General features: G+C 28.3%; 28 protein-coding genes. 23 read left to right on the top strand and 5 right to left on the bottom strand.

Annotated elements, in window-relative coordinates:
* The first annotated feature begins 103 nt into the window (after positions 1-103).
* The 6 genes from M2214_RS14755 (at position 104) to M2214_RS14730 (ending at position 5,383) form a co-directional block, all read left to right on the top strand.
* Positions 104-517, top strand: a complete 414-nt coding sequence (locus tag M2214_RS14755; RefSeq protein WP_248480415.1) for an RrF2 family transcriptional regulator — start codon at positions 104-106, stop codon at positions 515-517.
* An 86-nt stretch (positions 518-603) separates the two neighbouring features.
* A complete protein-coding gene (cooS, locus tag M2214_RS14750; RefSeq protein WP_248480413.1) occupies positions 604-2,469 on the top strand; it encodes an anaerobic carbon-monoxide dehydrogenase catalytic subunit in 1,866 nt (621 codons plus the stop codon).
* Between the two features lie 24 nt (positions 2,470-2,493).
* Positions 2,494-2,934 carry a 4Fe-4S dicluster domain-containing protein gene (locus M2214_RS14745; protein ID WP_248480406.1) on the top strand — a complete coding sequence of 147 codons (441 nt, stop codon included), beginning with the start codon at positions 2,494-2,496 and terminating at the stop codon, positions 2,932-2,934.
* The gene (locus M2214_RS14740; RefSeq protein ID WP_248480404.1) at positions 2,934-4,157 is read left to right on the top strand and encodes an NAD(P)/FAD-dependent oxidoreductase; all 1,224 of its coding nucleotides are present in this window, start codon (positions 2,934-2,936) and stop codon (positions 4,155-4,157) included. The genes M2214_RS14745 and M2214_RS14740 overlap by 1 nt, the downstream gene beginning before the upstream one ends.
* Before the next feature lie 235 nt (positions 4,158-4,392).
* Positions 4,393-4,746 (top strand): hypothetical protein, encoded by a 354-nt coding sequence (locus M2214_RS14735; RefSeq protein WP_248480396.1) that lies wholly within the window; start codon positions 4,393-4,395, stop codon positions 4,744-4,746.
* Between the two features lie 133 nt (positions 4,747-4,879).
* Positions 4,880-5,383, top strand: a complete 504-nt coding sequence (locus M2214_RS14730; RefSeq protein ID WP_248480394.1) for a peroxiredoxin — start codon at positions 4,880-4,882, stop codon at positions 5,381-5,383.
* Between the two features lie 240 nt (positions 5,384-5,623).
* Here M2214_RS14730 and M2214_RS14725 read toward each other — a convergent pair whose 3' ends face one another.
* A complete protein-coding gene (locus tag M2214_RS14725) occupies positions 5,624-6,322 on the bottom strand; it encodes a DUF554 domain-containing protein (protein WP_248480392.1) in 699 nt (232 codons plus the stop codon).
* Between the two features lie 469 nt (positions 6,323-6,791).
* Between M2214_RS14725 and M2214_RS14720 the strand changes: the two genes are divergently transcribed.
* Complete coding sequence (locus M2214_RS14720; protein ID WP_248480390.1) at positions 6,792-8,864, top strand: GGDEF domain-containing protein; 2,073 nt, start codon at positions 6,792-6,794, stop codon at positions 8,862-8,864.
* A gap of 51 nt (positions 8,865-8,915) precedes the next feature.
* Here the strand turns inward: M2214_RS14720 and M2214_RS14715 are convergent, their stop codons facing one another.
* The 3 genes from M2214_RS14715 to M2214_RS14705 all read right to left on the bottom strand — a co-directional run bounded on the left by M2214_RS14715 (position 8,916) and on the right by M2214_RS14705 (position 11,691).
* The gene (locus M2214_RS14715) at positions 8,916-9,503 is read right to left on the bottom strand and encodes a hypothetical protein (protein WP_248480388.1); all 588 of its coding nucleotides are present in this window, start codon (positions 9,501-9,503) and stop codon (positions 8,916-8,918) included.
* Positions 9,504-9,592: 89 nt separating this feature from the next.
* Positions 9,593-10,987, bottom strand: a complete 1,395-nt coding sequence (locus M2214_RS14710) for a HAMP domain-containing sensor histidine kinase (RefSeq protein WP_248480386.1) — start codon at positions 10,985-10,987, stop codon at positions 9,593-9,595.
* Between the two features lie 11 nt (positions 10,988-10,998).
* Complete coding sequence (locus M2214_RS14705) at positions 10,999-11,691, bottom strand: response regulator transcription factor (protein WP_248480384.1); 693 nt, start codon at positions 11,689-11,691, stop codon at positions 10,999-11,001.
* Between the two features lie 679 nt (positions 11,692-12,370).
* On the opposite strand from M2214_RS14705, the gene M2214_RS14700 reads away from it, so the two are divergent.
* From M2214_RS14700 to M2214_RS14650, 11 genes are all read left to right on the top strand, one after another.
* Complete coding sequence (locus M2214_RS14700) at positions 12,371-13,786, top strand: sensor domain-containing diguanylate cyclase (protein ID WP_248480382.1); 1,416 nt, start codon at positions 12,371-12,373, stop codon at positions 13,784-13,786.
* 1 nt (position 13,787) lies between these two features.
* Positions 13,788-14,426: a tRNA (guanosine(46)-N7)-methyltransferase TrmB gene (gene trmB / locus M2214_RS14695; RefSeq protein WP_248480380.1), complete on the top strand. Its 639-nt coding sequence runs from the start codon at positions 13,788-13,790 to the stop codon at positions 14,424-14,426.
* A 106-nt stretch (positions 14,427-14,532) separates the two neighbouring features.
* Positions 14,533-16,575, top strand: a complete 2,043-nt coding sequence (locus tag M2214_RS14690; RefSeq protein ID WP_248480374.1) for a sigma-54 interaction domain-containing protein — start codon at positions 14,533-14,535, stop codon at positions 16,573-16,575.
* A 218-nt stretch (positions 16,576-16,793) separates the two neighbouring features.
* The gene (hisC, locus tag M2214_RS14685; RefSeq protein ID WP_248480372.1) at positions 16,794-17,906 is read left to right on the top strand and encodes a histidinol-phosphate transaminase; all 1,113 of its coding nucleotides are present in this window, start codon (positions 16,794-16,796) and stop codon (positions 17,904-17,906) included.
* Between the two features lie 17 nt (positions 17,907-17,923).
* Positions 17,924-19,705: an indolepyruvate ferredoxin oxidoreductase subunit alpha gene (iorA, locus tag M2214_RS14680; RefSeq protein ID WP_248480370.1), complete on the top strand. Its 1,782-nt coding sequence runs from the start codon at positions 17,924-17,926 to the stop codon at positions 19,703-19,705.
* 1 nt (position 19,706) lies between these two features.
* Positions 19,707-20,318: an indolepyruvate oxidoreductase subunit beta gene (locus M2214_RS14675; RefSeq protein ID WP_248480368.1), complete on the top strand. Its 612-nt coding sequence runs from the start codon at positions 19,707-19,709 to the stop codon at positions 20,316-20,318.
* Positions 20,319-20,398: 80 nt separating this feature from the next.
* Positions 20,399-21,721 (top strand): MFS transporter, encoded by a 1,323-nt coding sequence (locus M2214_RS14670; protein ID WP_248480366.1) that lies wholly within the window; start codon positions 20,399-20,401, stop codon positions 21,719-21,721.
* Between the two features lie 264 nt (positions 21,722-21,985).
* On the top strand, positions 21,986-22,195 hold the full coding sequence (locus M2214_RS14665) for a PF20097 family protein (protein WP_248480352.1): 210 nt from the start codon (positions 21,986-21,988) through the stop codon (positions 22,193-22,195).
* Between the two features lie 73 nt (positions 22,196-22,268).
* Positions 22,269-22,787, top strand: a complete 519-nt coding sequence (locus tag M2214_RS14660) for a hypothetical protein (RefSeq protein WP_248480350.1) — start codon at positions 22,269-22,271, stop codon at positions 22,785-22,787.
* 131 nt (positions 22,788-22,918) lie between these two features.
* On the top strand, positions 22,919-23,365 hold the full coding sequence (locus M2214_RS14655; protein ID WP_248480348.1) for an aminoacyl-tRNA deacylase: 447 nt from the start codon (positions 22,919-22,921) through the stop codon (positions 23,363-23,365).
* Between the two features lie 145 nt (positions 23,366-23,510).
* Positions 23,511-24,044: a GrpB family protein gene (locus M2214_RS14650; protein WP_248480346.1), complete on the top strand. Its 534-nt coding sequence runs from the start codon at positions 23,511-23,513 to the stop codon at positions 24,042-24,044.
* Between the two features lie 46 nt (positions 24,045-24,090).
* Here M2214_RS14650 and M2214_RS14645 read toward each other — a convergent pair whose 3' ends face one another.
* Positions 24,091-24,531: an OsmC family protein gene (locus M2214_RS14645; RefSeq protein ID WP_248480344.1), complete on the bottom strand. Its 441-nt coding sequence runs from the start codon at positions 24,529-24,531 to the stop codon at positions 24,091-24,093.
* Between the two features lie 591 nt (positions 24,532-25,122).
* Here M2214_RS14645 and M2214_RS14640 point away from each other — a divergent pair.
* The 5 genes from M2214_RS14640 to M2214_RS14625 all read left to right on the top strand — a co-directional run bounded on the left by M2214_RS14640 (position 25,123) and on the right by M2214_RS14625 (position 26,743).
* Positions 25,123-25,359, top strand: coding sequence for a hypothetical protein (locus M2214_RS14640; protein WP_248480342.1), 237 nt, complete (start codon positions 25,123-25,125; stop codon positions 25,357-25,359).
* Positions 25,360-25,365: 6 nt separating this feature from the next.
* Entirely contained in the window at positions 25,366-25,494 is a 129-nt protein-coding gene (locus M2214_RS18465; RefSeq protein ID WP_408648333.1) for a hypothetical protein, read from the top strand.
* Between the two features lie 37 nt (positions 25,495-25,531).
* Complete coding sequence (locus M2214_RS14635; protein WP_248480340.1) at positions 25,532-25,891, top strand: hypothetical protein; 360 nt, start codon at positions 25,532-25,534, stop codon at positions 25,889-25,891.
* A gap of 82 nt (positions 25,892-25,973) precedes the next feature.
* Positions 25,974-26,240, top strand: coding sequence for a hypothetical protein (locus tag M2214_RS14630; RefSeq protein ID WP_248480338.1), 267 nt, complete (start codon positions 25,974-25,976; stop codon positions 26,238-26,240).
* A 167-nt stretch (positions 26,241-26,407) separates the two neighbouring features.
* Positions 26,408-26,743, top strand: coding sequence for a hypothetical protein (locus M2214_RS14625; protein WP_248480336.1), 336 nt, complete (start codon positions 26,408-26,410; stop codon positions 26,741-26,743).
* Positions 26,744-26,835 lie beyond the last annotated feature (92 nt).

The raw sequence follows: 26,835 nt of genomic DNA, 5'->3' as shown, positions 1-26,835 counted from the left end.
ATGTATAATATAAATAAATTTTGAGAAAAATAATATTGACAAATAATTAATGAAGTACTAATATAAAAATATACAAAATAAGTATACTTTAAAAGGTGATTACATGAAAATAACTCAAGAAGCAGATTATGCATTAAGAATAATATTGTTTCTTTGTCAAACATCATCTGAGCAGAGAATAGAGGCCAGAGTAATTTCAGAAACACAGAATATACCTTTGAGATTTTCTTTAAAAATTCTAAGAAAGCTTACAAAAAAGAATTTAGTTAAATCTTTTAGAGGTGTAAATGGTGGATATATGATAAACAAAAACTCTAAAGATATAACATTAAAAGAAGTAGTAGAGGCTATAGACGGTCCTATATATGTTAACAGATGTTTATATGATAAAGAATACTGTAATAGGAGAAAAACTAATAAATGCACAATTCATCAAGCTTTAGCTAATGTTCAAAAGGTTGTACATCAAGAATTACAAAAGGTAACTTTTGAAGATTTGTTAAAAGAGAAAGAGTAATCTTTCTTTAAATTAAAGTATACAAAAAAGGTATAGTTTTAGTTTAAAGTATACTAAATTAGTACACAATAAAGGGAGGAATAATAATGGGTATTTGTAAATCAGCAGATTGTAGATTAGAGGAATTTATTAAAACTAAAGAGGTTGAGACTTCATTTAATAGAGTAGAAAAGCAAAGTACTAAGTGTGGGTTTGGACAACAAGGTGTGTGTTGTAGGCTATGTTCAAATGGACCTTGTAGAATAACACCTAAATCACCAAGGGGGGTATGTGGTGCGACAGCGGATACTATAGTTGGAAGAAACTTTTTAAGAGCAGTTGCGTCAGGAGCTGCATGCTACTTACATATTGTTGAAACTACTGCTAGAAATTTAAAAGATATAGCTTTAAAGAAGGGAAATATAAAGGGCATAGATACTTTAAATGAACTTTCTGAGCTATTTGAGATAGATGGAAATGATGTATATGAAAAAGCAATAAAGGTTGCAGATAAGGTTTTAAATGATTTATATAAACCAAGATATGAAAAGATGGAATTAGTTGAGAAGATGGCATATAAAAATAGATTTGAAAACTGGCAAAAGCTAGACATAGTTCCTGGTGGAGCAAAATCAGAGGTATTTGATGCTATAGTTAAGAGTTCAACTAACTTAAATAGTGACCCAGTGGATATGTTACTTCATTCTTTAAACTTAGGGATATCAACAGGTCTTTATGGACTTACTTTAACAAATTTGTTAAATGATATCATGCTTGGAGAACCAGTTATAAGACAGGCTCCAGTTGGATTTAAGGTTGTAGATGAGGATTATATAAATATAATGATAACAGGTCACCAGCATTCAAATATATCCCATCTTCAAGATATACTTACAAGTGATGATGTAGTAAAAAAAGCAAAAGAAGTAGGGGCTAAAGGGTTTAAATTAGTTGGATGTACTTGTGTAGGTCAAGATTTACAATTAAGAGGAGAGCATTACCAAGATGTATTCTCAGGTCATGCTGGAAATAACTTTACAAGTGAAGCTTTATTATCAACTGGGGGAATAGACATAATAGTTTCTGAGTTTAACTGCACACTTCCTGGAATAGAACCTATAGCAGATGAATATAAGGTAAAAATGATATGTCTTGATGATGTTGCTAAAAAGGCTAATGCTGATTATATTGAATTTTCTATTGAAAAAGCTGAAGAAATATCTGAGCATATAATAAGTGAAGCTTTACTTAGTTATAAAAATAGAAGAGGAGATGTGGTTATAGATATACCAAAGGATCATGGACATGATGATGTTATAACTGGTGTAAGCGAAAAATCACTTAAGAAATTTTTAGGGGATAGCTGGAAGCCTTTAGTTGATTTAATAGCTAGCGGAAAGATAAAAGGAATTGCTGGGGTTGTAGGATGTTCAAACCTTACTGCTAAAGGGCATGATGTATTCACAGTTGAGCTTACTAAAGAACTTATAAAAAGAGATATATTAGTTTTATCAGCTGGATGTTCAAGTGGAGGACTTGAAAATGTTGGACTTATGTCTCCTAAGGCTGCATCTTTAGCAGGAGATAACTTAAGAGAAGTATGTGAAGGATTGGGAATACCTCCTGTTTTAAACTTTGGACCATGTCTTGCAATTGGAAGACTTGAAATTGTTGCAACTGATCTTGCTAATTACTTGGGAATAGATATACCTCAGTTACCATTAGTATTATCAGCTCCACAATGGTTAGAAGAACAAGCTTTAGCTGATGGGGCATTTGGACTTGCTCTTGGACTTCCACTTCACCTTGCTATACCTCCATTTGTAACTGGAAGTAAGGTTGTAACAGATGTTCTTACTAACCAACTTGAAGGGTTAACTGGAGGAAAATTAATACTTGAAGATGATGTTTTAAAAACTGCTGATAAGCTAGAAGATATTATAATAGATAGAAGAAATAAATTAGGTTTGTAATAAATACAAGGGGAGTGGTATGTTATGAACAGGATAATGGTAGATAAATCGTTGTGTGAAGGATGTCTAAACTGCGTACTTGCTTGTATGGTTAAAAAAGGTAATGCAGAAAATATATATGATTTAGATCTTGAAGATAATAAAAATGAAAGCATGAATCACATATCTTTAGATAAGGATAAGAATCCTACTCCTATATTTTGTAGACATTGTGAAGAACCAGAATGTGCTATAACTTGCATGAGTGGCGCTATGACTAAGAATAAAGAAACTGGTGTAGTTGAATATAATGAAGATAAGTGTGCATCGTGCTTTATGTGTATAATGTCATGTCCATACGGTGTATTAAAAGCTGATGACGATAAAAAAAAGGTAGTATTAAAGTGTGATATGTGCGGCGGAACCCCAGCTTGTGTGAATGAATGCCCAACTGGAGCTATATATGTGCAAGGAGGCGAAAAGTAATGAGATATTTAGTGCTTGGAGCCAGTGCAGCAAGTGTAAGCTGTGCTAAAACTCTTAGAGAATTAGATGAGAATGCTAAAATAACAGTTGTATCAAAGGATACTGATATTTATTCAAGATGTATGCTTCACCATATAATAAGTGATCATAAAACACTAGAAGAACTAAACTTTGCTGGAAAAGATTTTTTTAAAGAGTATGATATAAACTGGATAAGTGGTGTATATGTAGAGCAAATAGACACTATAAATAAAAAGGTATTAGTGGAAGATAATATAGAACTAGACTATGACAAATTATTTATAGGAACTGGGGCTTCATCATTTATTCCTCCTATTGAAAATTTGAGACAAGCAAATAATGTATATGGACTTAGAAATATAGGTGATGCATACAAGATAAAAGAAAAAATAAAAAATATAAAAAATGTAGCTGTGCTAGGAGCAGGTCTTGTAGGTATAGATGCAGTATCTGGAATGCTTGATAAAAATATAAATATATCATTAGTTGAAATGAATGATAGAATACTTCCACTTCAATTAGACTCTAAGGCTTCAAGTAGATATGAAGAGTTGTTTAAGCAAAAAGGAGTTAATATATATAAAGGAGTTAAAGCTACAAAAGTTAATTTAAAAGATAATAATGTAGCTGGTCTTTATTTAGATAACGGAGAAATTATAGACTGTGAAATGATAATAGTTGCAGCAGGGGTTAGACCTAATATATCTTTTATAAAGGATAATACTATAAATATTGATATGGGTATATGCATAAATTCAAAATGTGAAACAAATGTAGAGGATATATATTCAGGCGGAGATGTAACTGCAAGTACACCTATATGGCCAATAGCTGTAAAACAGGGAATTGTTGCAGCTTATAATATGGTCAGTAAGGATCGAGAAATAGAGAGTCTATTCAGCTTTAGAAATTCTATGAACTTCTTGGGCCTTGATACTGTATCTATTGGACTTGTTGATGCATTAGATAATACTTATAGTGTAGATATTATAGAGGACAAAGATATTTATAAGAAAATTATACATAAGGATGGAGTAATATATGGAGCACTACTTCAAGGAGATATATCTTATTGCGGAGTATTAAAGCATCTTATAAGTGAAAAAATTGATATATCAGGTATTGATAAGAATATATTTGAGATAGACTACTCTGACTTTTTTTATTTAAAAGAAAATGGGGAGTATGAATATAAAATATAATTAAGATAAAATAAAGGGAATTAAAATACTAATAACCTAAATTAATCTTAGGGGTATATGGTGGTAAAAAATAAATAGAAAAGCATTAAAGGAATATCTCAAAATCCTTTAATGCTTTTTTATTTATAGCAATGTACAACCCAACAAATCAAACCTCTAAAATAATATAACATTTTTTATTTTCATGCATATAAGTATATTGAGATTTGAAAATTATTTAAGGGGGAATTATTATATGAATGAAAATAAAAAAATAATTATTAAAGTTTTAAATGGAATTATGCAAAATCAGAATATTAATACAATTTTAACTGGTGGGAATGTACAACTCTTGGATGAAACAAACGGAGCTAGCATGAGTATTTTTGAAGTTATGGATTCTATCCAAAGGGATTTAATAAATTTAGATTATATGGATGAAGACAAAGAATTAATTATTAAAGCTTTAAATGGAATCATGCAAAATCAAAATATCAATATAACTTTGACTGGAAGCAATATACAATTCGTAGATAAAATAAATGGAATCAACATGGGTGTTTTTGAAATGATGGAATCTATACAGATGAGTTTGAAAGATTTAGTTTAAAATAAGAAAAATAAGGGCATATGTTTACTAGGCAGTAAAATACTTTTATTATGTAACTAATTAATAAATTAAGCATAAAAAGATTTTGTACGAAGATAATATATATGATGAATAATAAAAAGGAGGAAAAGAAATGATTAAAATTGGTTCACCTGCACCTGATTTTACATTACCAAGCACACATGATAAAGATATTTCATTAAAAGACTTAAGAGGAAAATATGTAGTTTTATTTTTCTATCCACTTGACTTTACACCTGTCTGAGGCACTGAAGTACCTGAGTTTAATCGTATGTTAAAGAAATTTGAAGGATTAAACTCTACTGTATTAGGTGTTAATACAGATAGTATACCTACTCATAAAGCTTGGGTTAAGAGTTTAGGAGGAATTGATTATCCACTCCTAGCAGATTATGATAAAAAATTAGCTAAAGAATATGGTGTGTTTTTAGATGAAGCTGGTGGAATTGCGTTAAGAGGTACATTCATAATAGATCCTGATGGTATTTTACAATACTATTCTATAAACAACACTTCAGTTGGAAGAAATGTTATGGAGTTCCTTAGAGTTCTTAAAGCATTACAGACTAAGGCTGCTTGCCCAGTAAACTGGGATGAAGGTCAAGATACGTTATAGTTAAATGTAAAAATCCATAATGATTAAATCATTATGGATTTTTTACTGTATAGGAAATTATATAGTTTCAAATATGTCGATAAAGTTGGTTGAATATCTATACCTGCAACTATTTTTAAGCAACGGATCCCAGAGGAATCGTTGGCGACATGAGTCAGTGCGTAGCGACTAGACGAATTTTTTTATATTTCCCGAGAAATAAACAAAATATAAAATTTTAAAGTCATATAATGTTGTATATCAGTGAATTATCTTAAAATACATAAGTTTTAATATGAAAAAAATCAACGGTATGAATATAGCTGGAAGCATATTTCCTACCTTTATTTTTTTTATATCCATTATATTAAGACCGATTGCTATAATAAGAACTCCTCCTATTGATGATATATCACTTACTACACTATCTACTAAAAACATTTTTACAGAAGATGCTGCAAGGGATATAAATCCTTCATATAAGAATACAGATATTGATGAAAATAAAACTCCTATTCCAAATGTTGATGCAAATATTATAGACAGTATTCCATCAACTATAGATTTAGCAAAAAGTGTTTGGTGGTTTCCATTTAAACCACTTTCTAGAGCACCTATGATTGCCATGGAACCTATACAAAATATAAGGGTAGCAGTTACGAAGCCTTTTGCAACACTTCCTTGGTTTTTAACTAATTTACTTTCTAAGAAATCTCCCAGCTTGTCCAAGTTATCTTCAATTTTCAGAAATTCTCCTAGAACGCTACCTATAGCTAAGCTTATTATAAGAAGAAGTATATTTTGAGCTTTTGTTGCTCCCATAATTCCTATTAAGAATATACATAATCCCATAGCGTCCATAAGGATTTTCTTATAATTCTCACTGATCCCTTTTTTAAATAAAAGTCCTATTAAACTTCCTATTAATACTGCTAACCCATTTGCTAAACTTCCCAACATGGAAAAAACCCTCCTAAGCATAAAAATATAGTTTAATTGTATAATTGTATGGAGTGTTATTCAAGTAAATATTATTTTTGTATAAAATACTTATAGAGTGCAGTGAGGGTGATATAGCTTTAAAATGAAAAATAAAACTATACTACAAAAAATATAATACATTGGGTTTTATTTGAGAACATCAAAAAAACATAGAAAAATAAACGCGAATATTGTATAATAAATATGTTTAAAATAGAAAAATTACATAATTTGTATTTGATTAAATAATATGGAATTAAGAAGGCGGGAGATGGATATTTATGAAATGGTATTTAAATTTAAGACTTAGAGGTTTATTATGAAATCTAAAAAATTAAGATATCTCTTTTTAATATGTACAGTAATTTTTATATTAATATGCTCTATAATTTATTACTTTCACAACAATCATAAAAAAGAGATTTTGTTAAAAACTGAAAAAAGCTTAATGAAAAGCTCTCAAAACTATTCTGTATTTATATTAAATACAATAAATCCAATAAAAACATTAATGGAAAACACAGGTATTTTGCTAGCTTCCTCAGATTTAGAAAATGCTGAAGAAGTTAGAAATATTTTTAGTAGAATGCATAATAATGTGCCGATTATATCAAAGGTGTATTTTGTAAAGGATGAAAATGGAGAAAAGTTTACTAGTTATGGAAAAGTTAAAACATTAACTGATTTAAGAAATCGATCCTGGTACAAAGAAGCAAGTTCTTCAGAAAAACCAATTGTTACACAAGTATATAGTGATCTAAATAATCAAAATCCAGTGATAACTATTGCATATGGAATAAAGAAAGATAATAAATTAAAAGGTGTTTTTTCAGTAGATATATTTTTAGAAGATTTATATAAAACATTTAAAATTACTACAAATACAGAAAACACCATAAACTATATTACAGATTGTTGTGGACATATTATTCTACACCCATCCGAAAAATTATTAGGTTTTTCTATGTGGGATCCTCAAAAGAATTATATAGATCAATTTTCAAGTCAACAAAATAAAACTCTAAAAAGCTATACGGAAATATGGAATGAAAATGAAATAAATATTTTGAAAAATATTTCAGGGCATCTCTACTATGATCTAAAAAAGCAAAAAATATATGGATATTTTTGCAAGATACCTGACTTGAATTGGATTGCTGTCAGCCGAATAAATTATCAAAAGATAGAAGAAGATGCGAACCTATATTTATTAGAAACTGCATTTGGGGGATTAATTATTTTTATATTCTTAATCATTTTTATTTATATTATCTTTACTAATATTTATAATAAGGATGATTTAACAAACAGTTATAACAAAAATAAACTTTTAGAAGTTTTACAAAAACAATCTGATGATGAAAAAATCCTTCTATTTATGGATATATATAATTTCTCATCAATCAATGCAATTCATGGAAGTGCTTTTGGAAATAAAGTTATAAAAAAATTAACGGATACATTAAATAATAGTTTAGGTCGTGATGGAATCTTAATTCACTCTAAGGCGGATGACTTTTTATTTTTATTTAGTTCACAAGACTGGGAAAATGCACTTTGTAAATCAAAACAATTAAATGATATATTAACTAATTTAGAAATAAAAATAAATAATTCAACTATAAATATTAATGTTTTTTTAGGTTTAACTAAAATAAATCCATCAGAGATAAAAGATTGGAACACAGCTATATTATTAATTGAAGATATTTTTAACAACTTAAAGAAAACAACAGAAAGTGGATTATTAACATTTTCAGACTTTAATGAACTGCTTAAAATAAAAGAACAAAAGGATACAAAAAAGGAAGAAATAATAAAAGCTATTGAAGAAGATAGAATCGTTCCATTTTTTCAGCCTATCTATAACATAAAAGAAAATAAAGTTGAAAAATATGAAGTTCTTATGAGAATTAAAAGTGGAGAAAATTATTTATCACCTTTTCCATATATTAAGATAGCAGAGGAAAATAATTTAATATCAAAATTAGATTTAATTGTAATAGAAAAAGCCATGAAATGCAAAAATAATATGGATAAAGAAGATAAAATAAAGCTTTCAGTTAATGCTTCAGGTAAAGATTTAAATGACTCAGAATTTCTACCTAAAGTTGTTCGTTTAGCAGATCAATATAAAATAAAGTACCAAAATATAATATTTGAAATAACAGAGACCCAAAACATAGATAATATAGATTCTCTAGTAAAAACTATATATTCATTTAAGCAATTAGGATTTACATTTTCTATAGATGACTTTGGAACGGGATTTTCTTCTATGCAGTACTTAAAACGTATACCAGCAAATTATTTAAAGATAGATGGATCTTTTATAAAAGACATAAACGAGAAAGAAGAAAGTTTATATATTGTAAAATCTATAGTACATATGGCAAAGGCATTTAAAATGGAAACTATTGCCGAGTTTGTAGAAAGTGAAGAAATACTAGATATAATAAGAGAACTAAATATAGATTATGCACAAGGCTATCATATAGGAAAGCCGAGTGATAAGTTTTAAATAAAAAGAGAGTTTCAATAATTTTATTGAAACTCTCTTTTTTGATGTTTATTATAAGTTTTGAAGGTTGATTTCTACTTTATTCTGCTTTTTTAACTCTTTTTGAGATTGTTTTTCAGCTTTTTTAGCCTTTTTAGTAGCTTGTCTTTCTTCTTTTAGTTGAGCTTTGTATGTATTCCAGTCTATTCCTTTAGATTCAGCATCAGCTTTAAGAGCTTCTATACGAGCCTTAAGTTCATCAACTGTTATACCTTGTTTTTCAGCTCTTTCAGCTCTTTTTTGAGCCTTAAGTTCATCAACTGTTATACCTTTAGCTTGGGCTTCTGCTTTGAGAGCCTCCATTTTTTCTACTAACTCATCTACAGAAATACCTCTTTTTTCAGCTCTCTCGGCTCTTTTTTGAGCTTTAAGTTCATTAACTGTTATACCTTTAGCTTGGGCTTCTGCCTTAAGAAATTCCATTTTTTCTATTAACTCGTCTACTGAAATACCTCTTTTTTCAGCCCTTTGAGCAAGTCTTTCTTGTCGAGTAGCTTCTTTATCAGCTGCATTAGGAATTTCATTTGCAAATGCCCCTAGAGAAGAACCCATTACCATACTCGCAACCAGACCACACATAACAAATTTTTTAATATTCATAATAAATACCTCCTTTTTGATTTAAATAAAGTATAAATCAAGAAGGAGGTATAAAAATGTAAAAAGTGTGGGAAAAGTGTGTAAAATATTTAAGATAAAGGTATTTTTATTGTAAATTCAGCTCCACCAATGTTTCTATTGTTAGCAGATATAGTTCCATTATGATTTTTTATTACTTCTTGAACTATAGACATACCGATTCCGCTACCTTCTTTTTCACCTTTATAGAATCTATTGAAGATTTTATTTAGATCATCTTTATTAAAGCCATTTCCGTTATCCCATATCTTAATTTCAAAATAATCATTCGTTTTTAAAGTATCTACCCCAATTGTATCTTTTGTGTATTTAAGACAATTAGATAAAAGATTTATTAGAGCTTGTATTAATTTATCCTTATCTATATTTAAATAAACATCTTCTTTTGGACTATACATTATATCTATATCTCCTAAGATAGCGATGCTCTCTACTTTTTCAATAGAACTTATTATAACATCATTAATATTATAAAAACTGTACTCAAAAGATATATCCATCATTTCGAGTTTAGATAAGAATATAATATCTTCAACATATTTTTTTACTCTATTACTTTCATCTATTATTATATTTAGAGCTTTTTTATTATCATCAAACATATTGTCTCTAACACCTTCAGCATATCCTTGTATAGACATTAAAGGTGTTTTTAACTCGTGAGATATATTCTGGAATAAATGTTTTTGATTAGTATCATAATCTTTTATACTACAGGCCATTTTATTTATAGAATTACTTAAGCTTTCTATTTCGTCTCCAGTATTTATAGAAATAGTGGAATCAAAATTTCTATTTGAAATTTCCTTTGCTAAATTGGTTAATTTAACTATAGGATTTGTGATCTTCTTTGAAGCAAAAAATATAACAGCTATACATATGCAGGTTGATAATAGCATAGAAAGGAATAGTATTTTTGATATACCTTTTATTATCGTAGTAGCAGTATTATTTGAAATATAAGTTAATACAAAGCCACGTGAAGCTTTATTATTGGATATATTCTTTGCATTTCTTGCTACAGCTAAATATTCAACTCCGTTTGATGTGAACTTAAAATTGTATTTGCCACTTTCAACATTATTTATTATAGTCTGAATAGATTCATTGTCTAAGAGGTTGCGTCTAGATGAATAAAATATAGGTTGGTAATAACCATTTTTATTAGAAAATATAATACTTTGACTTTCAAATTCTCTTCTGTAAAACTTATAATTATCATCTAAGTTTGATCTTAATAATTCTCTATTTATTTTTTTTTGGTCCATTGCTCCGTCTTGAGCCATTTTTTGAAAAAGTTTACTTTCTGATATAAGATCTTTTATCAACTGCTTTTCCAAATAACCTTTTATAAAGAACATAGACATAAAAGACATAAGAAAAAGTGCGAATACAACTAAAAACACATTTAATCGTATAAGTTTATTTGAAATTGATTTCTTCATAATATAATCACCTACTTAGTTATTTTATAGCCATATCCCCATATGGTATCTATCTTAACTTCGGAGTTATTTAAAAGAAGTTTTTTTCTAATTCTTTTAATTAAATCATCTACCTGTCTAGTATCACCTATATAATCATATCCCCAGATCTTTTCTATTATCTTTTCTCTAGAAAAAGCTATATTCAAATTATTTAAAAGAAGTGTAATAAGCTCAAATTCTTTATAAGTTAATTTGATCTCATCATCATTTACAAATAAAGATCTATTTTTTTGAAAAATACGTACATTTTTATATGAAAGGGTATCAGAATTATTAGTAGAAGTATCTGTAGGCTTTAATCTTCTGAACATATTTCTTACTCTTACAACTAACTCTCTAGGACTAAATGGCTTAGCTATATAATCATCACTTCCAAATTCAAGACCTAATATTCTATCTACTTCATCATTTTTAGCAGAAATTATTATTATAGGAATATCGCTAATTGATCTTATTGTTTTACATAAACTAAGTCCATCCATATTAGGCATCATAACATCTACAATAAGCATATCACACTGTTTCATATTGAATGCATCCAAAGCTTGTTGACCATCATTGTATGTACATACATTGTAACCTTCTTTTTCTAGGTAATTTTTTAATAATTCTCTAATATGCTTTTCATCGTCTACAACATAAATTAAATTACTATTACTCACTCAAAACCCTCTCCTTATGAATAAAATACTGTTGTATTACTATTATAGCAATAATATTTATTTATTGATTTAACAAATGAGATTATAGTAATTATTACCTATATTTTAATTTCCACAGGGCATGGTAAGCCCTATTTTTTTGTTTTTTTATTGAAAAAATAGTAAGGTAAGATGTGATTTGATAATAGAATAGTTTTGAATGTGAGTATAACATTAATAAAAGAACTACGTTACTCAAGTTATATAAGCCAGATTTGAAGTTAGCAATACTTATAAAGAAAAGTATAATTAGAGTATCTACATTTATAATATCGAATAGACCAAGAATTGAAAATAAGAAAAGTCCTGTAAAAAAAGTACCTTCGATAATTGAAATGAACTTATTTTTTGTAATAATAATGTGCCTCCACCTATAAAGTATTAAATAGTAAGTAAACGTATAATCTAAATGTAAGTATATCATAATCAAAGTTTACTTGGTAATATATGTATTATTATATTTCTATATTTGGGATAAAAACATAAATTCAGATTAAATAATCGTATACTAATTAATATCTACATGATTTTAGATGAAAAATATTGGATATATAAATATTTAAGATCGATTTAAGAGATGATTAAAAAATACATTATATGATATAATAAAAGAATTGGTGCTAAGGTAAGAGGTGTTAAAATGTTAAAATCGGACAATACCAGCATAAAAAATTTTTTGCTTAAAAGTATGGTGATTCTTATTATTATAATAACGACTGTAATAGAAGGAAATAACATCATTAGGCAGTATAGAAATTTTTTAAGAGAAACTGAAGTTTTGAAATTAGAGGATATAGAGCATCAAAAAAAATCATTAGAAAATCAGATGAATGAAGTATTTGAATACATAGAATTTGAAAAAAACAATACATATAAATTACTAAAAGAAAACCCTAAATACACAGATGAACAAATAGAGCAAATAATAAAACAAAGAGTTAAGGAATTTGTATCGAGAATTCACTTTGGTTATAACGATGAACAATATATATTTATAATGACTTATGATGGAATTGAGCTTGCAAATGGTAAATATCTAGAGCTAGTAGGCAAGGATATGCTAGAAATTAAGGATGCTGATGGAGTAAAAGTAAGTCAAAGGCTTATAAAAAGCGCTAAAGAAAATGAATATGGAGTATATCTAACTCAAAAATGGATAAAAGATACCGATAATTTAGATCATGATAAACTATATTTTGCAAAGCCTGTTCCTGAGTGGGAGTGGGTTATAGGTTCCGGTGTATATATAGATGATATAGAGGAAAATATAAAAAAGAATGAATCTGTATTAAAAAAGCAGTTTGAAAAAGAAATTAAAATAGTAGCAATACTTATGATTATAATAATGCTAATAGCTACTATATGTATTAAAAGCATAAATGATAAGATAAATAAAAAAATAGAATTTGTGGTGTCTTTCTTCGAAAGAGCTTCAAAAGAAAGAATATACATAGATATAGAAGAATTAAGATATACAGAACTAAAAAGAATGGCTGCATCGGTAAATAATATGATAAAAGACAGATATGATATAGAAAATAAAATAAATAAGATGAATATACAACTTAAAGAATTGAGCATAACAGATGGACTGACAGGACTTTATAATCATAAACATATATGCCAGATATTAAAGAAAGAGATACAAAAATCATGTATATTAAAAAGTGATTTATCTATAATAATGATTGACATAGATCATTTCAAAAAAATAAATGATAATTATGGACACCAATTTGGTGATGATGTTCTAGTTGAAATATCTAAATATATTAAAAAATATATTGATAAAAATGGGTTTGTTGGAAGATATGGAGGAGAAGAATTCTTGATAGTCTTGCCAAATTCTAATATAGAAAATACTTATAAAAAGGCAGAAAAAATAAGAAATGGAATAAAAAATATCAGATTCAATAATAAAGATGCTGTGGTTACAATAAGTGGAGGAGCGGTTCAATTTAAAGAAGAATCCTCTAAGGATATAGTCAATAAAGCAGATAATCTGCTGTATAAAGCAAAAGAAAATGGAAGAGATAGGATAGAAAGAGGGACATAATATGAGAAGAAGAAAAGTAAAAGGTGCAGACGAAAAATTATTATCATACGATAATTATTTGATAAAAAATCCAACTGACTTAAAAGGAGAATGGTTACAAAAATTTAATAACGATAACCCTATATATGTAGAAGTTGGAACTGGAAGAGGAAAATTTGTAACTACTCTAGCTAAGCAAAACCCTGATATAAACTTCATCGCAATGGAAATAAAAGAAGAAGTATTGTTAAAGGCTGTTCAAAAGGCTGATGAAGGTGAGCTAGAAAATATACTTTTTATATGGGGGAATGTACAGAACATATTAGAATACTTTGAGGAGAAAGAGATACACAGAATATTTATAAATTTTTGTGATCCTTGGCCTAAAAAAAGATGGGCAAAAAGAAGGCTTACACACAGTGGATTTTTGGATATGTACAATAAGGTATTATCTGATGATGGTGAGATTCACTTTAAAACTGATAACGAGAAGTTATTTGAATTCTCGCTTAATGAAATATCAGAATATGGCCTTAAGTTACAAAATGTTTCACTTGACTTAGCAAATAGTGAATTTGAGGGAAATGTTACAACTGAATATGAAGATAAATTTATGAATTTGGGTATGAAGATATATAGATGTGAAGGGAAAAAGAGGTAGATAAATTATCTACCTCTTTTTTCCTATGTAAATTATAATGTAATAAAGGGGAATATTTGAATCAAAATTAAGCTAATTTAAAAATACTGAAGAAAAGGTGAGTCAAATGAAAAAAATCAGCATAATAAGCTATACCTTATCAGAAATCAATACCTACTATGAACAGATAAAGAGCTTGTTCTCACAAAATATAGAGATTGAAAAATTTTGTGTTGATGAAATAAATGATGAGATAGATTCAGATGTGATTTTGGTACCATCTTATAATGTATTTGAAACTATAAAAAAATATATAAATAATAAAGTAGAATTAGTTATAGCAAACAGAACTATATCAAAGGTAGCATTTGAAAAAATTATGAATATAAAAGATGGAAATAAGGTGTACTTATTAGATCATAACTATCAAATGGCACTTCAAATGACATGTGTAATGTATCAACTGGGCATTAGACATATAGATCTTATACCTATATGCGAAAGTGTCAAAAAAGATATAGAAGATAATGAGATTATAGTGTTTAAAGATTATGAAAATAAAAGCTACAATACTATAAATATAGGAAATGCACTATTAGATATTAGTACAATTATAGATCTAGGTGTAAAGTTAAACTTAGTAGATATATTACAAAGACAGGATATTAAAAAAAGCTATAAAGAAATAGTTACTAAGGATGTTGGTCTTTCTGATGTTATGGGAAGAACAAACCAATTTGAAAGTCAGCTTGATATATTACTTCAAGTTGCAGATGATGGAATAATAGGAGTTGATTCAAATGGTGAAATATATTCTTGCAATCAAAATGCACAAAGCATTATAGGCTATAAAAAGGAAGAAATAGTAGGAAAATATATAAGTGAAACATTGTCTACTATCCCATTTGAGAATTCGATAAAAAGGTTAAAGCCCATAAAAGAAAAACTTATAAAAGTAAATGGATATGATGTAGTAGTATCCATTCATCCTATAATACATTCCAACAAGCGATATGGAGCTATAGCTATACTGAAAAGATTTAGTGATACAGAAATAAAACAACACAAATTAAGAGCACAATTAATAGGTAAGGGGCATAAAGCTAAGTACAGGTTTGAAGATATAATTGGAAATAGCGATATTATAACTAAGACAAAGGATATAGCAATTAGAATGTCTACGTCAGATTCGTCAATACTCATAAGTGGAGAAAGTGGGACTGGTAAAGAACTATTTGCACAAGCTATACACAATAATTCTTCAAGAAAGAACTATCAGTTTGTAGCTATTAACTGTGGAGCATTTCCAGAAAGTTTGTTAGAAAGTGAATTATTCGGATATGAAGAAGGTGCTTTTACAGGAGCTAGAAAAGGGGGAAAGCCAGGGCTTTTTGAACTTGCACATAATGGAACATTATTTCTAGATGAAATAGGTGAGATGCCTATCAATCTACAGAAAAGACTACTTAGGGTATTACAAGAAAGAGAAGTTATGAGAATAGGTGGAGATAGACTTATAAAAGTAAATATAAGACTTATAGCTGCAACTAATAGAAATTTGAAGCAAATGGTTAAAAAAGGAGATTTCAGAGAGGACTTATATTATAGACTTAATGTACTTCCTCTAAAAATACCGCCTCTTAGAAATAGAAAAGAAGATATATTAATTATAATAAATGAAATGAAAAGAAAATCAGGATATAATTTTAATTTAACTCAAAGAGCTAAAGAAAAGCTTATAGACCATACTTGGAGAGGTAATATAAGAGAGCTAAAAAATTATATAGAATACTTCTCTAATATAGGTATTGATTATATAGACATAAATGATCTGCCATTTAAAGAAGAAGCAAATTTAAATTCTATAGTATTTAATCCTCATGAAAAAGAATTGTTAGATAAATTTAGAGAAGATGTTGGAAAAGATGAATACAAGTATATATTCATATTAAAAGAACTTAAAGAAGCCTATAAAAATGAAAAAAGACTTGGAAGAAGAAGTTTACATGAAAAAGCAAAAAACAAGGGTATATTTATAAGCGAACAAGAAATAAGACTTATACTTATAAATCTTGAGAAATTCATGATGGTAGATATAAACAAAGGAAGACGTGGAACTAATATAACTAAATATGGAATTAAAGTTGTTGAACACTTAGAAATGGGTTAAATGGTATTTAAAATAATACCATTTAACCCATTTTCATTGTTTTTGGGATTATTTATTTATGAAAATAGACACTTTCACAGTGAAATTAAGTTGGCATAGAATTTGCTTAATATAAAGACAATTCTTAATATTCTACAAAATATTTTTTTAAGACATCTCGGCAGGCAGTTATTGATTAAAGTTAATTGATATAATTTTAAAATAGAGGGGTTGAAATGATGAGTGAAAATCTATTTAGAAAAGAAGTAGCTTCTATAAAACCGTACATACCTGGAAAGTCTGTAGATGAATTAAAGAAGGAATTAGGTCTTGAGGATATTGAAAAACTTGCATCTAATGAAAATCCATTAGGTCCATCTCCAAAGGCTATTGAAGAAATAAAAAAAGAATTAGATAGTATACATATATATCCAGATCCTAACTGCACTAAGTTAAAGGATGGACTATGTAAAAAATACAATCTAAAGCATGAAAATATAGTTGTAGGTAATGGTGGAGAAGAGCTTTTAAAAATAATAGCTCAAACTTTTATAAATGAAGGTGACGAAGCTATAATGGCTAACCCTACATTTGGAAAATATGCTAGTGAAGTTCTTTTTATGGGTGGAGTTGCTCATCAAATAGATCTTAAAGACTATAAGCATGATTTTGAGAAATTTGTGCAAAAGATCAACGATAAGACAAAATTAATTTATGTATGTAATCCAAATAATCCAACTGGAAATATAATGACAAAAGAGGATATTGACTACTTAGTAAATAATACTCCAAAAGATGTAGTTTTAGTATTTGATGAAGCTTATTATGAGTATGCAATAAAAAATGATAAGTATCCAGATTCTTTAGAAATATTAAGAAAAAGACCAAATACTATTATACTTAGAACATTCTCAAAGGTTGCAGGAATTGCATCAGTGAGAGTTGGATATTTACTTACATCAAGTGAAATAACTAAAGCTATGAATAAAATGAAAATGGTATTTCATGTTAATAGATTAGCTCAAGCAGCAGGAATTGGAGCTTTAAATGATGCTGAGCATATAGATAAAACTGTAAAGCTTAATTATGAGTGCATGAGCATGATGGAAAAATACTTTGAAGAAAATGACATGGAGTATATAAAGTCTAATTCAAACTTTGTATTCGTAAATGTTGGATTTGATTCAAAGGTAGTATTTGAAGAATTACTTAAAAAAGGAATCATAGTAAGACCTGGGTATCTTTGGGACTGGAAAAACTGGTTAAGAGTTAGTACAGGAACTAAAGATCAAACTCAAAAATTTATAGATGCATTACAAGAAGTATTAGAAGAAAATAAAATACATGCTTAAATAAGGGGGAAATTATAATGAAAAAACTTATGACAGGTAATGAAGCTATTGCCAGAGGATTTTATGAAGCAGGCGGAAGTATAGCTAGTGCTTATCCTGGAACTCCATCTACTGAGGTACTTGAAAATATAGCTTTATATAAAGATGTTTATTCAGAGTGGGCTCCAAATGAAAAAGTAGCTCTTGAAGTAGCTATAGGAGCATCTATAGCAGGAGCTAGATCACTTGCTGCTATGAAGCATGTTGGGGTTAACGTTGCAGCAGATCCTCTTATGACTTATGGATATACTGGTGTTAATGGGGGACTAGTACTAGTATCTGCAGACGATCCAGGACTGCATTCATCTCAAAATGAGCAAGATAATAGATATTATGCTAAGTTTGCTAAAATTGCAATGATAGAGCCTAGTGATTCACAAGAGGCAAAGGATTTCATGAAGGATGCTATGGAAATATCAGAAAGATTTGATACACCTGTTTTATATAGAGTAACAACTAGAATATGCCATTCTAAAACTTTAGTTGAATTTAATGAAAGAGAAGAAGCAGGAATTAAGCCATATACTAAGAATATAGCTAAGTTCGTTGCAGCTCCAGCTAATGCTAGAAAATTACATGTTGTTGTTGAAGATAAATTAAAGAGAATGGAAGAGTTCAGTAATGAAACTCATTTAAATAAAATAGAATGGAACGATAAAAAGATAGGGGTTATAACTTCAGGTATATCTTATCAATATACTAAAGAAGTATTTGGAGATAATGCTTCTTATCTTAAATTAGGATTTACTCATCCACTTCCATTTAAGAAAATAGAAGATTTTGCTAAAGAAGTAGAAACATTATACGTAATAGAAGAATTAGAGCCTTATATAGAAGAGCAATTAAAGGCTAGAGGAATTAATTGTATAGGAAAAGAAAAGATATCTAACATAGGAGAGTTAAACCCTGATATAATAGCAAATTCTCTTTTAAATTCAGGTGTAGAAAGTGAAGTTGCAGCTGCTGTTGCTGAGCTTAAAGAAGATGTAATAAATAGACCTCCAACACTATGTGCAGGATGTCCACATAGAGGATTATTCTACACTTTATCTAAGAAGAAGAATGTAATGATTACAGGAGATATAGGATGTTATACTCTAGGATCAGCAGAGCCACTTAATGCTATGGATACATGTATTTGTATGGGAGCATCTATAAGTACAGGCCATGGTGCTCAAAAGGCATTTAACTTCCATAATGTAGACAAGAAAGTAGTAAGTGTTATAGGAGATTCAACATTCTTCCATACAGGAATATTAAGCTTAATAGATGTTGTTTACAATAAAGGTAATTCAGTAACTATAATACTAGATAATAGAATAACTGGTATGACAGGACACCAACAAAACCCAGGAACAGGATACACTTTAATGGGAGAGGAAACTAATCAAATAGATATACCTAATTTATGTAAATCTATAGGAATTAAAGATGTTACAGTTGTTAATCCTCTTAACTTAAAAGAAAATGAGGAAGCTTTAAGTAATGCTCTTGCATCTGATGAGCCATCAGTAATAATAACTCAATGGCCTTGTGTACTTAAGAAATTCTCTAAAGAAGATAAAGAGAGATTTGATTGTACACCTAAATCTTATGAAGTTAAAGAAGATAAGTGTAAAAAATGTAAGATGTGTATTAAGTCAGGATGCCCTGCAATCTCATTTGATGAATATTCTAAGATAGATAAAACTATGTGTGTTGGATGCAGTGTATGTGCTCAAGTTTGTCCATTCGATGCTATAGAAAAGGTTGGTGAATAATATGTGTATAAATAGTAGATCTAGTGTAAAAAATGTTTTATTAGTAGGAGTTGGGGGACAAGGAATAATACTAGCTTCAAAGGTATTATCTAGTGGATTAATAGATTCAGGATATGATGTTAAGATGTCTGAGGTTCATGGTATGGCACAAAGAGGTGGAAGTGTTACAACTCAGGTAAGATATGGAAAGAAAGTATATTCACCTATAATAGGAAAAGGTCAAGCTGATATAATAGTAGCATTTGAAAGAGTAGAGGCTTTAAGATGGTTAGAGTATTTAAAGCCAGGTGGAAAGATTGTAATAAATGATTACGCTATTCCATCAGCAACTGTTTTATCAGGAAAAGAGAAGTATCCAGAAAACATAATTGAAAAAATAGAAGCAAAATATGATGATGTAATAGCTATAGATGCAGCTGATGAAGCTATAGCACTTGGAAATATAAAGGCTCAAAATATAATAATGCTTGGTGGACTTATTAAGTCACTGGGAATTGAAGAGATAGATTGGGATAAGGCATTAAAAGATAATGTTAAAGAAAAATTCGTAGATTTAAATATGAAGGCTATAAAGAAAGGTCTTGAGAGTGAAATAACAGAAAAAGCATTATAAGTAAAGTATAAATTGTGTGGCTTTATAAAGGTCACACAATTTATTTCTATACAAATATTTCAACAGAGAGGAGCTTTTATATGGCAAGCTTTAATGAGGCAAAAACTTGTGATATTTTGGATAAAAGCAAGGTAGACAAAATGATGAAATACAGGTGGATTGTATGGGGAGTACTAGCATTTGCATATATTATAGTATTTTTTCATAGATTAGCACCTGGGGTTGTTAAAGATGATCTTATAAACGAGTTTAATATTTCGGGAACTACATTTGCAAATTTAGGGGCTATGTATTTTTACGCTTATATGATAATGCAAATCCCTGCTGGAATGTTAGCTGATTCATTAGGCGCTAGAAAGACCGTTTCTATAGGGGTTTTATTATCGGGATTAGGATCTATAATATTTGGTATGGCTCCCACTATATTTTGGGCGTTTGCAGGAAGATTACTTGTAGGAATTGGGGTATCTGTTGTGTTCATACCAATACTTAAGATACAGTCTGTTTGGTTTAAGGAAAGTGAATTTGGAATAATGTCTGGTATTACTTCTTTTGCAGGAAATTTGGGAGGAATAATTGCTCAAACACCTCTTGCATTACTTGTTGCAGCTATAACTTGGAGAAACTCATTCGTTGTTATGGGGATATTCTCTATAATAATAAGTTTACTTTGCTATATTATAGTTAGAAACGATCCAAGAGATAAGGGATATCCATCTATTAGTGAAATTGAAGGTATAAATAAAAAAAATGCGAGTAAAAGTAAGATTAATATGGGACAAGCAGTTATACAAGTTATGACTAATCCTAAAACATGGCCAGGATTTTTTATATTTGCAGGATTCTTTGGTGCGTTCGTAGCATTGACTGGAGCATGGGGAAATGGATATATAACGGATGTATATAATGTGACTAAGATACAAGCTTCTAATTATATGATACTTCCTGTTTTAGGACTAGCTATAGGAAGTATATTCATTGGAGGTATTTCTGATAAGATGAGAAAGAGAAAGACTCCTATGATGATATTTGGAAGTGTGTATTTACTTTGTTGGGCTGCTATAGCTTTTGGAGGAAGACTAGATACTAATATTTTAAAGGTTGTATTATTTACATTAGGATTTACTTGTTCTACATTTGTACTTGGATGGGCATGTTCAAAGGAGGTAAATCCACCTGAAATAGCTGGTATATCGACTTCTGTTGTTAATATAGGAGGATTTTTCGGAGCTGCTATTATGCCATCTGTACTTGGAGGAGTATTTGATAAATATTCATCTACTTTAGGTAGTGTAGAGCTTTATAATAAGGCATTTATGTACTGCTTTTTGAGTACTCTTGTAGGGTATGGGTTTGTGTTTTTGATTAAGGAGACTAATTGTAGGAATATATATTCTAAGTAGATTTTGTGCTTAAGTGGTAAATAAGGCTTATTAAAATACCGTGAATGTGTTAAATATTTTATACAAAAACATTTAAACCATTCACTAACATTTTAATAAGCCTTATTTTTTATATTTAGTACTTAATGCAAAGATGATGATTATATTTACATATCTATTTACTCAAATTAAGAAAAGTATTTATAGAGTACAAATTTGAATAACATTCCAAAATAATTTAAGATATAGTTATTATTAAACATAAATTGTTTGGGGGGAATTACAGTGAAAATAGAGCGTCCTTATTGTAAAAGTGAATTAATACAAGGTTTTTTTCATAGTGGTAAATACGGATTTATGTGGCATGATGAAGATGAGAAATGGTGGCAAAAACTAAGTATATTTGGTGGAGAGACATTAAAGGAATATGGCAGAGTTAAGTGTCATAGATGTAAAAGTTGTAATAGGATTATTATTGACCTTGAAGATATGTAATAACAATGTTCATTAAGAAAAAATATTATATTTAGTAGAGTTATATTAAATAACTTTGAAAAGAGGTGAAAATATGAAGAAATTATTCATAATTGGAGTTTTTATTTTTTTATTTATTACAAATATAATATTTATTAGGACAACTGTCTCATATAAAAATAAACTTGATAACCAAGTATTTAAAGTATATTCATTTGAGGGAGAAAGCAATGGAATAAAAATAAGTGATGGACTTATACTTATATCTACTAACAAGCATTCACTTATTGGTGGAAAAATACAGTATAAAACAAATAAAGAAGAAAATATAAAATCGTATTTTAAAACTATTTATATAGATAAACAAGGTAATAAAGAGATAGTTTTATTGAATTCTTCATCACATTCGGGTGACAATTCTAAAACTATATCTCCTGATGGATTTTTATTAAATGAAGGGATAGGGGAAATAAGTTCAAAAAAATTATTTAGTGAAGAAGAAATAAATATTATTAAAGATAACCTTTATTTTTCTCTAGATTGTTCAACAGATGATGGAAAAAGACACAATTATATAGTTAAACTAAAAGTAAAAGAATTTAATATGAACTAAAATAAATTCTTTACGTTGTTTAGAAATAAGGGCATAGCATAACCATAAAACTACAAAGTATATTTATATGTTTAATTAAGTTGTATTATTATAGTCTAAGCATTATCAATTATTGTTGAGGGGGATTTTTTATGGAAAATATAAAGAACTTATTAAAGGAACATGGATTTGCATTTGAACTAATTAATAATGACAAACCTATTTATACAGCAAAAGAAGGTGCTGATTATTTTAAAATTAATATTGGGCAAACGGCAGCAACATTAATAATATATACTGATATAGGTTTTTATGCATTGGTTGTTTCAGGAGAGCGAGGCGGTGTTAATTTTAAAGAAGTAAAACATATTTTAAATTGTAAAGACGTGAGGTTAGCAACAAAAGATGAAGTCAAGGAAGTTACAGGATTTTCGATTGGAAGAATTCCTTTATTTGGGATTTCGTTGCCATATATAATAGACACAAAGTTTTTTCGATTTTCTTATATATATGGAGGAACAGGAGAGTTGAATGTAACGTTAAAAGTTACTCCTGATGCTTTAACAAAATTAAATCAAGTTGTTGGAATGTTAGAGTAGTTAATAATCCATATTATTATATCCCATATATACAAATTGTATATGTTACATATTATAGTCGAAAAGAATTAGATAAGTGGATAGAGCACAGAATGTTTTTAAATTAAAATATTGCCGATTTAAATATTAATAAGGAGAGGATTTGATGAGTGAAGAAAAACAGGTTAGGGTAATAGAAGTAGTTCCTCATAATCTTAAATGGAATGAAGACTACCAAAAAGAAGCAAAAAAAATATGTAGCATAATGTATAGTGAAATAGTTGATATTCATCATATTGGTAGCACATCTATACCAAAAATCTATGCAAAGCCAATAATAGATATTTTAATTGAAGTAAAAGATATTAATAGTGTTGATAAATATAATGAGGAAATAGAGAAGTTAGGGTATATAGCAAAAGGCGAGTATGGAATAAAAGATCGCAGATTTTTCATGAAAGGGTTGTACAATAGAACACATCATATTCATATATTTCAAACGGGAAATCCTGAAATAAAAAGACATTTGAATTTTAGAGATTATATGATTGCTCATCCAGAGGAAGCAAAATGCTATGAAGAATTAAAAAAAGGATTGGCTAAAAAATTTAGGTATGATAATGAAGGTTATTGTGAAGGAAAAGATTCTTATATAAAAGGTATAGATAAAAAAGCAGAAGAATGGTTCAATAAAAAATAATTTAAAGGGTAGCTTAATGCCACCCTCTCAATAGTATAATTAATTATTATTTTTCAACAACATAATCAACTACCAAGTTTGTTCCGTTAGAAACGGTATCTCCTACAGGACAGAACTTCTCTACCTGTGTAATCAATTCCTTTATCTGTTCTTCTGATGTGTTTGATTTAATAATAAACGTAGATCTAATAGCTTCATATCCTGGTCTTACACTTGTATCTCCTTGGTAGCCTGTAGGATCTAGCTCTCCTTGAAGATTAATCTTTAAATCTTCGATTTTTATTCCCATATTGGAAGCTATCATTTTTGTAATTAGGCATTGGCATGAACCTAGAGCACAAAGTATTGCTTCTACAGGATTCATTCCAGTGTTTGATCCTCCTGCTTCTATGGGTTCATCTAAAATCATTTTAAATCCTCTAGATGTTGATTCCACTTTCATCCCTTCTAATAAATGAGATGATGCTTTAGAAATTTCAATAGACATAGGTGCCCTCCTTATTGATATTTAATTACTTATGCAAGTTCATTCTATTTAAATGTTAGTATTTCTTTTTTTGCGTATTCTATCAAAGAAATATTTTCTATGGCCTTTTCTAAAAATACCAGCCACCCTTATCAAATAGAAACTATTTTAATAAAAAGAATTTGAATCTTGGAATATAAATGATTGATCTAAATATTGTTTTAGAAAGCAAAGTTTATATATCAAGATTAACAGTATCAAGGGGTTTCGATTAAATGCAATAAGTTTTTACTTAAAGATATAAAAAGAACTTTAAAACGAAAATAAATGAGCATATATAATAAATTATTTTGTATAAGTTATATAAATAATGTTAATTTCTCGGGAAATATATAAATTAATGTTAGAAATGTTTATTTAAGCATAAAAAAGCTAGTTCTTAAAAATAAATTTAGTGACTAGCTTTTTATGCTGATTAAGGGATTTTGAGAATGTATATAGTGCATTGCCATATGTTATTAATTTGAATAATATTCCAATATGTTTTAAGATATAGTTATTAGGTTTAAAACTAGATAAAATTGTGTGGTTAGTTAGAAAATAGGAGGTAATATGGAGATAATAGGAAATATAATAGGTTTATTAATAGGTTTAAGTATAATTATTTTTATATTATGGAAAGTTTATAAAATTATAGCATCAATAGTTGAGCAGATGAAAAAACCTATTCAAACAGTTAGAGCAACTTTAGTTTCAAAGAGAATGGACACTAGATCAAGTGTAAGTTCGAAGGAGAGGGTATCTAACTTTTATGTAACTTATTATTTGGTTTTTAAATTAGAAAATTGAGAGGAAATAGAATTTCAAGTAAAACCTGAAGACTATGCAATTATATTAGAGGGTAATATAGGAAGACTAACTTTTAAAGGCAACCGATATATTAAATTTTATATTGAAAAAATAAAAGAAGATGCAACAGAGTAGATTGTAATTATGAATTAAAAATGGGGGGTTAAAGGATGTGGTTCAGATTATAAATAAAATTTTAATTTCCTTATTTGCTGCATTGAATATATACACAAGTATTAGAACTCTTTATTTAGCAAAAAAAGATAATTATGAGAATAGCGATTTTTTAGAAAAAAATAAAAATAAGTTCACTAAGATATTAGATATTACTAATATTATTTGCTTAATATATTTTATTTTTATAGCAAATGAAGAATATGAAAATTTAGCTCTTAAAATATATTTTGTAACCTTTTGCTTTAGAGATTTTTATATACAATACAAGTATTCTAAAGATGATAAGAAAAGAGGTCAGTTAATTCCATATGGAATAGTTATTATATTTTTTACTATACTTTTAATTGTAGAGTGATTAAGCAAAAAATAAAATGTTTAATTTATATTCACTATTGGAACAATAAAATGTACTATATATTTAAGTGTGGTGATATAAATTGAGAACACAGAAGTTTACAGTTGTTATAGGTATTAATAAAGGCCATTTTCATAAAAACAATAACCATAAAAATAAAGAGGATATATATTTAAAGTGGCAGTCATTAGCTAAGGAGCATTATGAGTTAAAAGGGGTTTATGTTTCGGCTAATGTATCTAAAATAAAGACTATATATCATGAAAAGTGGGGGTGTCCATTAGGTGGAGAAGATACTTATGAAATAACGGGAGTATGTAATCCTACATTTTCTGATTTAAATAAGTAGAAGGATATTGTCTTAGATATTGTTAAAGAGTTAAAGTCATATTATGAACAGTCAAGTTGTAGTTTGGAATTTTGTGATTGTGAGTATTATTACTTAACCTAATAATATATACTTTTAAATATATTATTAGTAAAATAAGATATATTAAAGCTATGGGGGTCGATAAAGTGATTAATAGTTTTGTATTTGCGTTAATTGGAGTTATAAGTATTGCTTATGCTTTTTCTGTTAAAAAATCTGAAAGAAGACAAAAGAAGCTTTTGGAAGTTTTAAAGAAAAATGATAAGGGGGAAATTATATTTGGAAGTAAGAAATTCAAAAGCGAAGAAGGATACTTTACTTATCAATTCTACAGTTATTTAAACTCTGGAATATTTGCATTAATATATGGGTTTGCAGTAAATGCGTTTAATTTATATAGTAAAGGTGTTTGGGTATTCGCATCTTTTTTAATTCTTATATACATAAATCAATTAATTTATAAAAAGCATAAATATATGTAATTTAAATCTTTCTTGGATTATCCAAGGAAGATTTTTTTATGCTAAGAAAATAGATAACTTCGAATATTTGTATAACGTTGGTTAAAGAACTA

The organism is Tepidibacter aestuarii (genome assembly GCF_934924865.1).
Taxonomy (GTDB): domain Bacteria; phylum Bacillota; class Clostridia; order Peptostreptococcales; family Peptostreptococcaceae; genus Tepidibacter_A; species Tepidibacter_A aestuarii.
The sequence above is the reverse complement of the archived record's forward strand: the minus strand, read 5'-3'. Positions and strand labels throughout refer to the sequence as shown.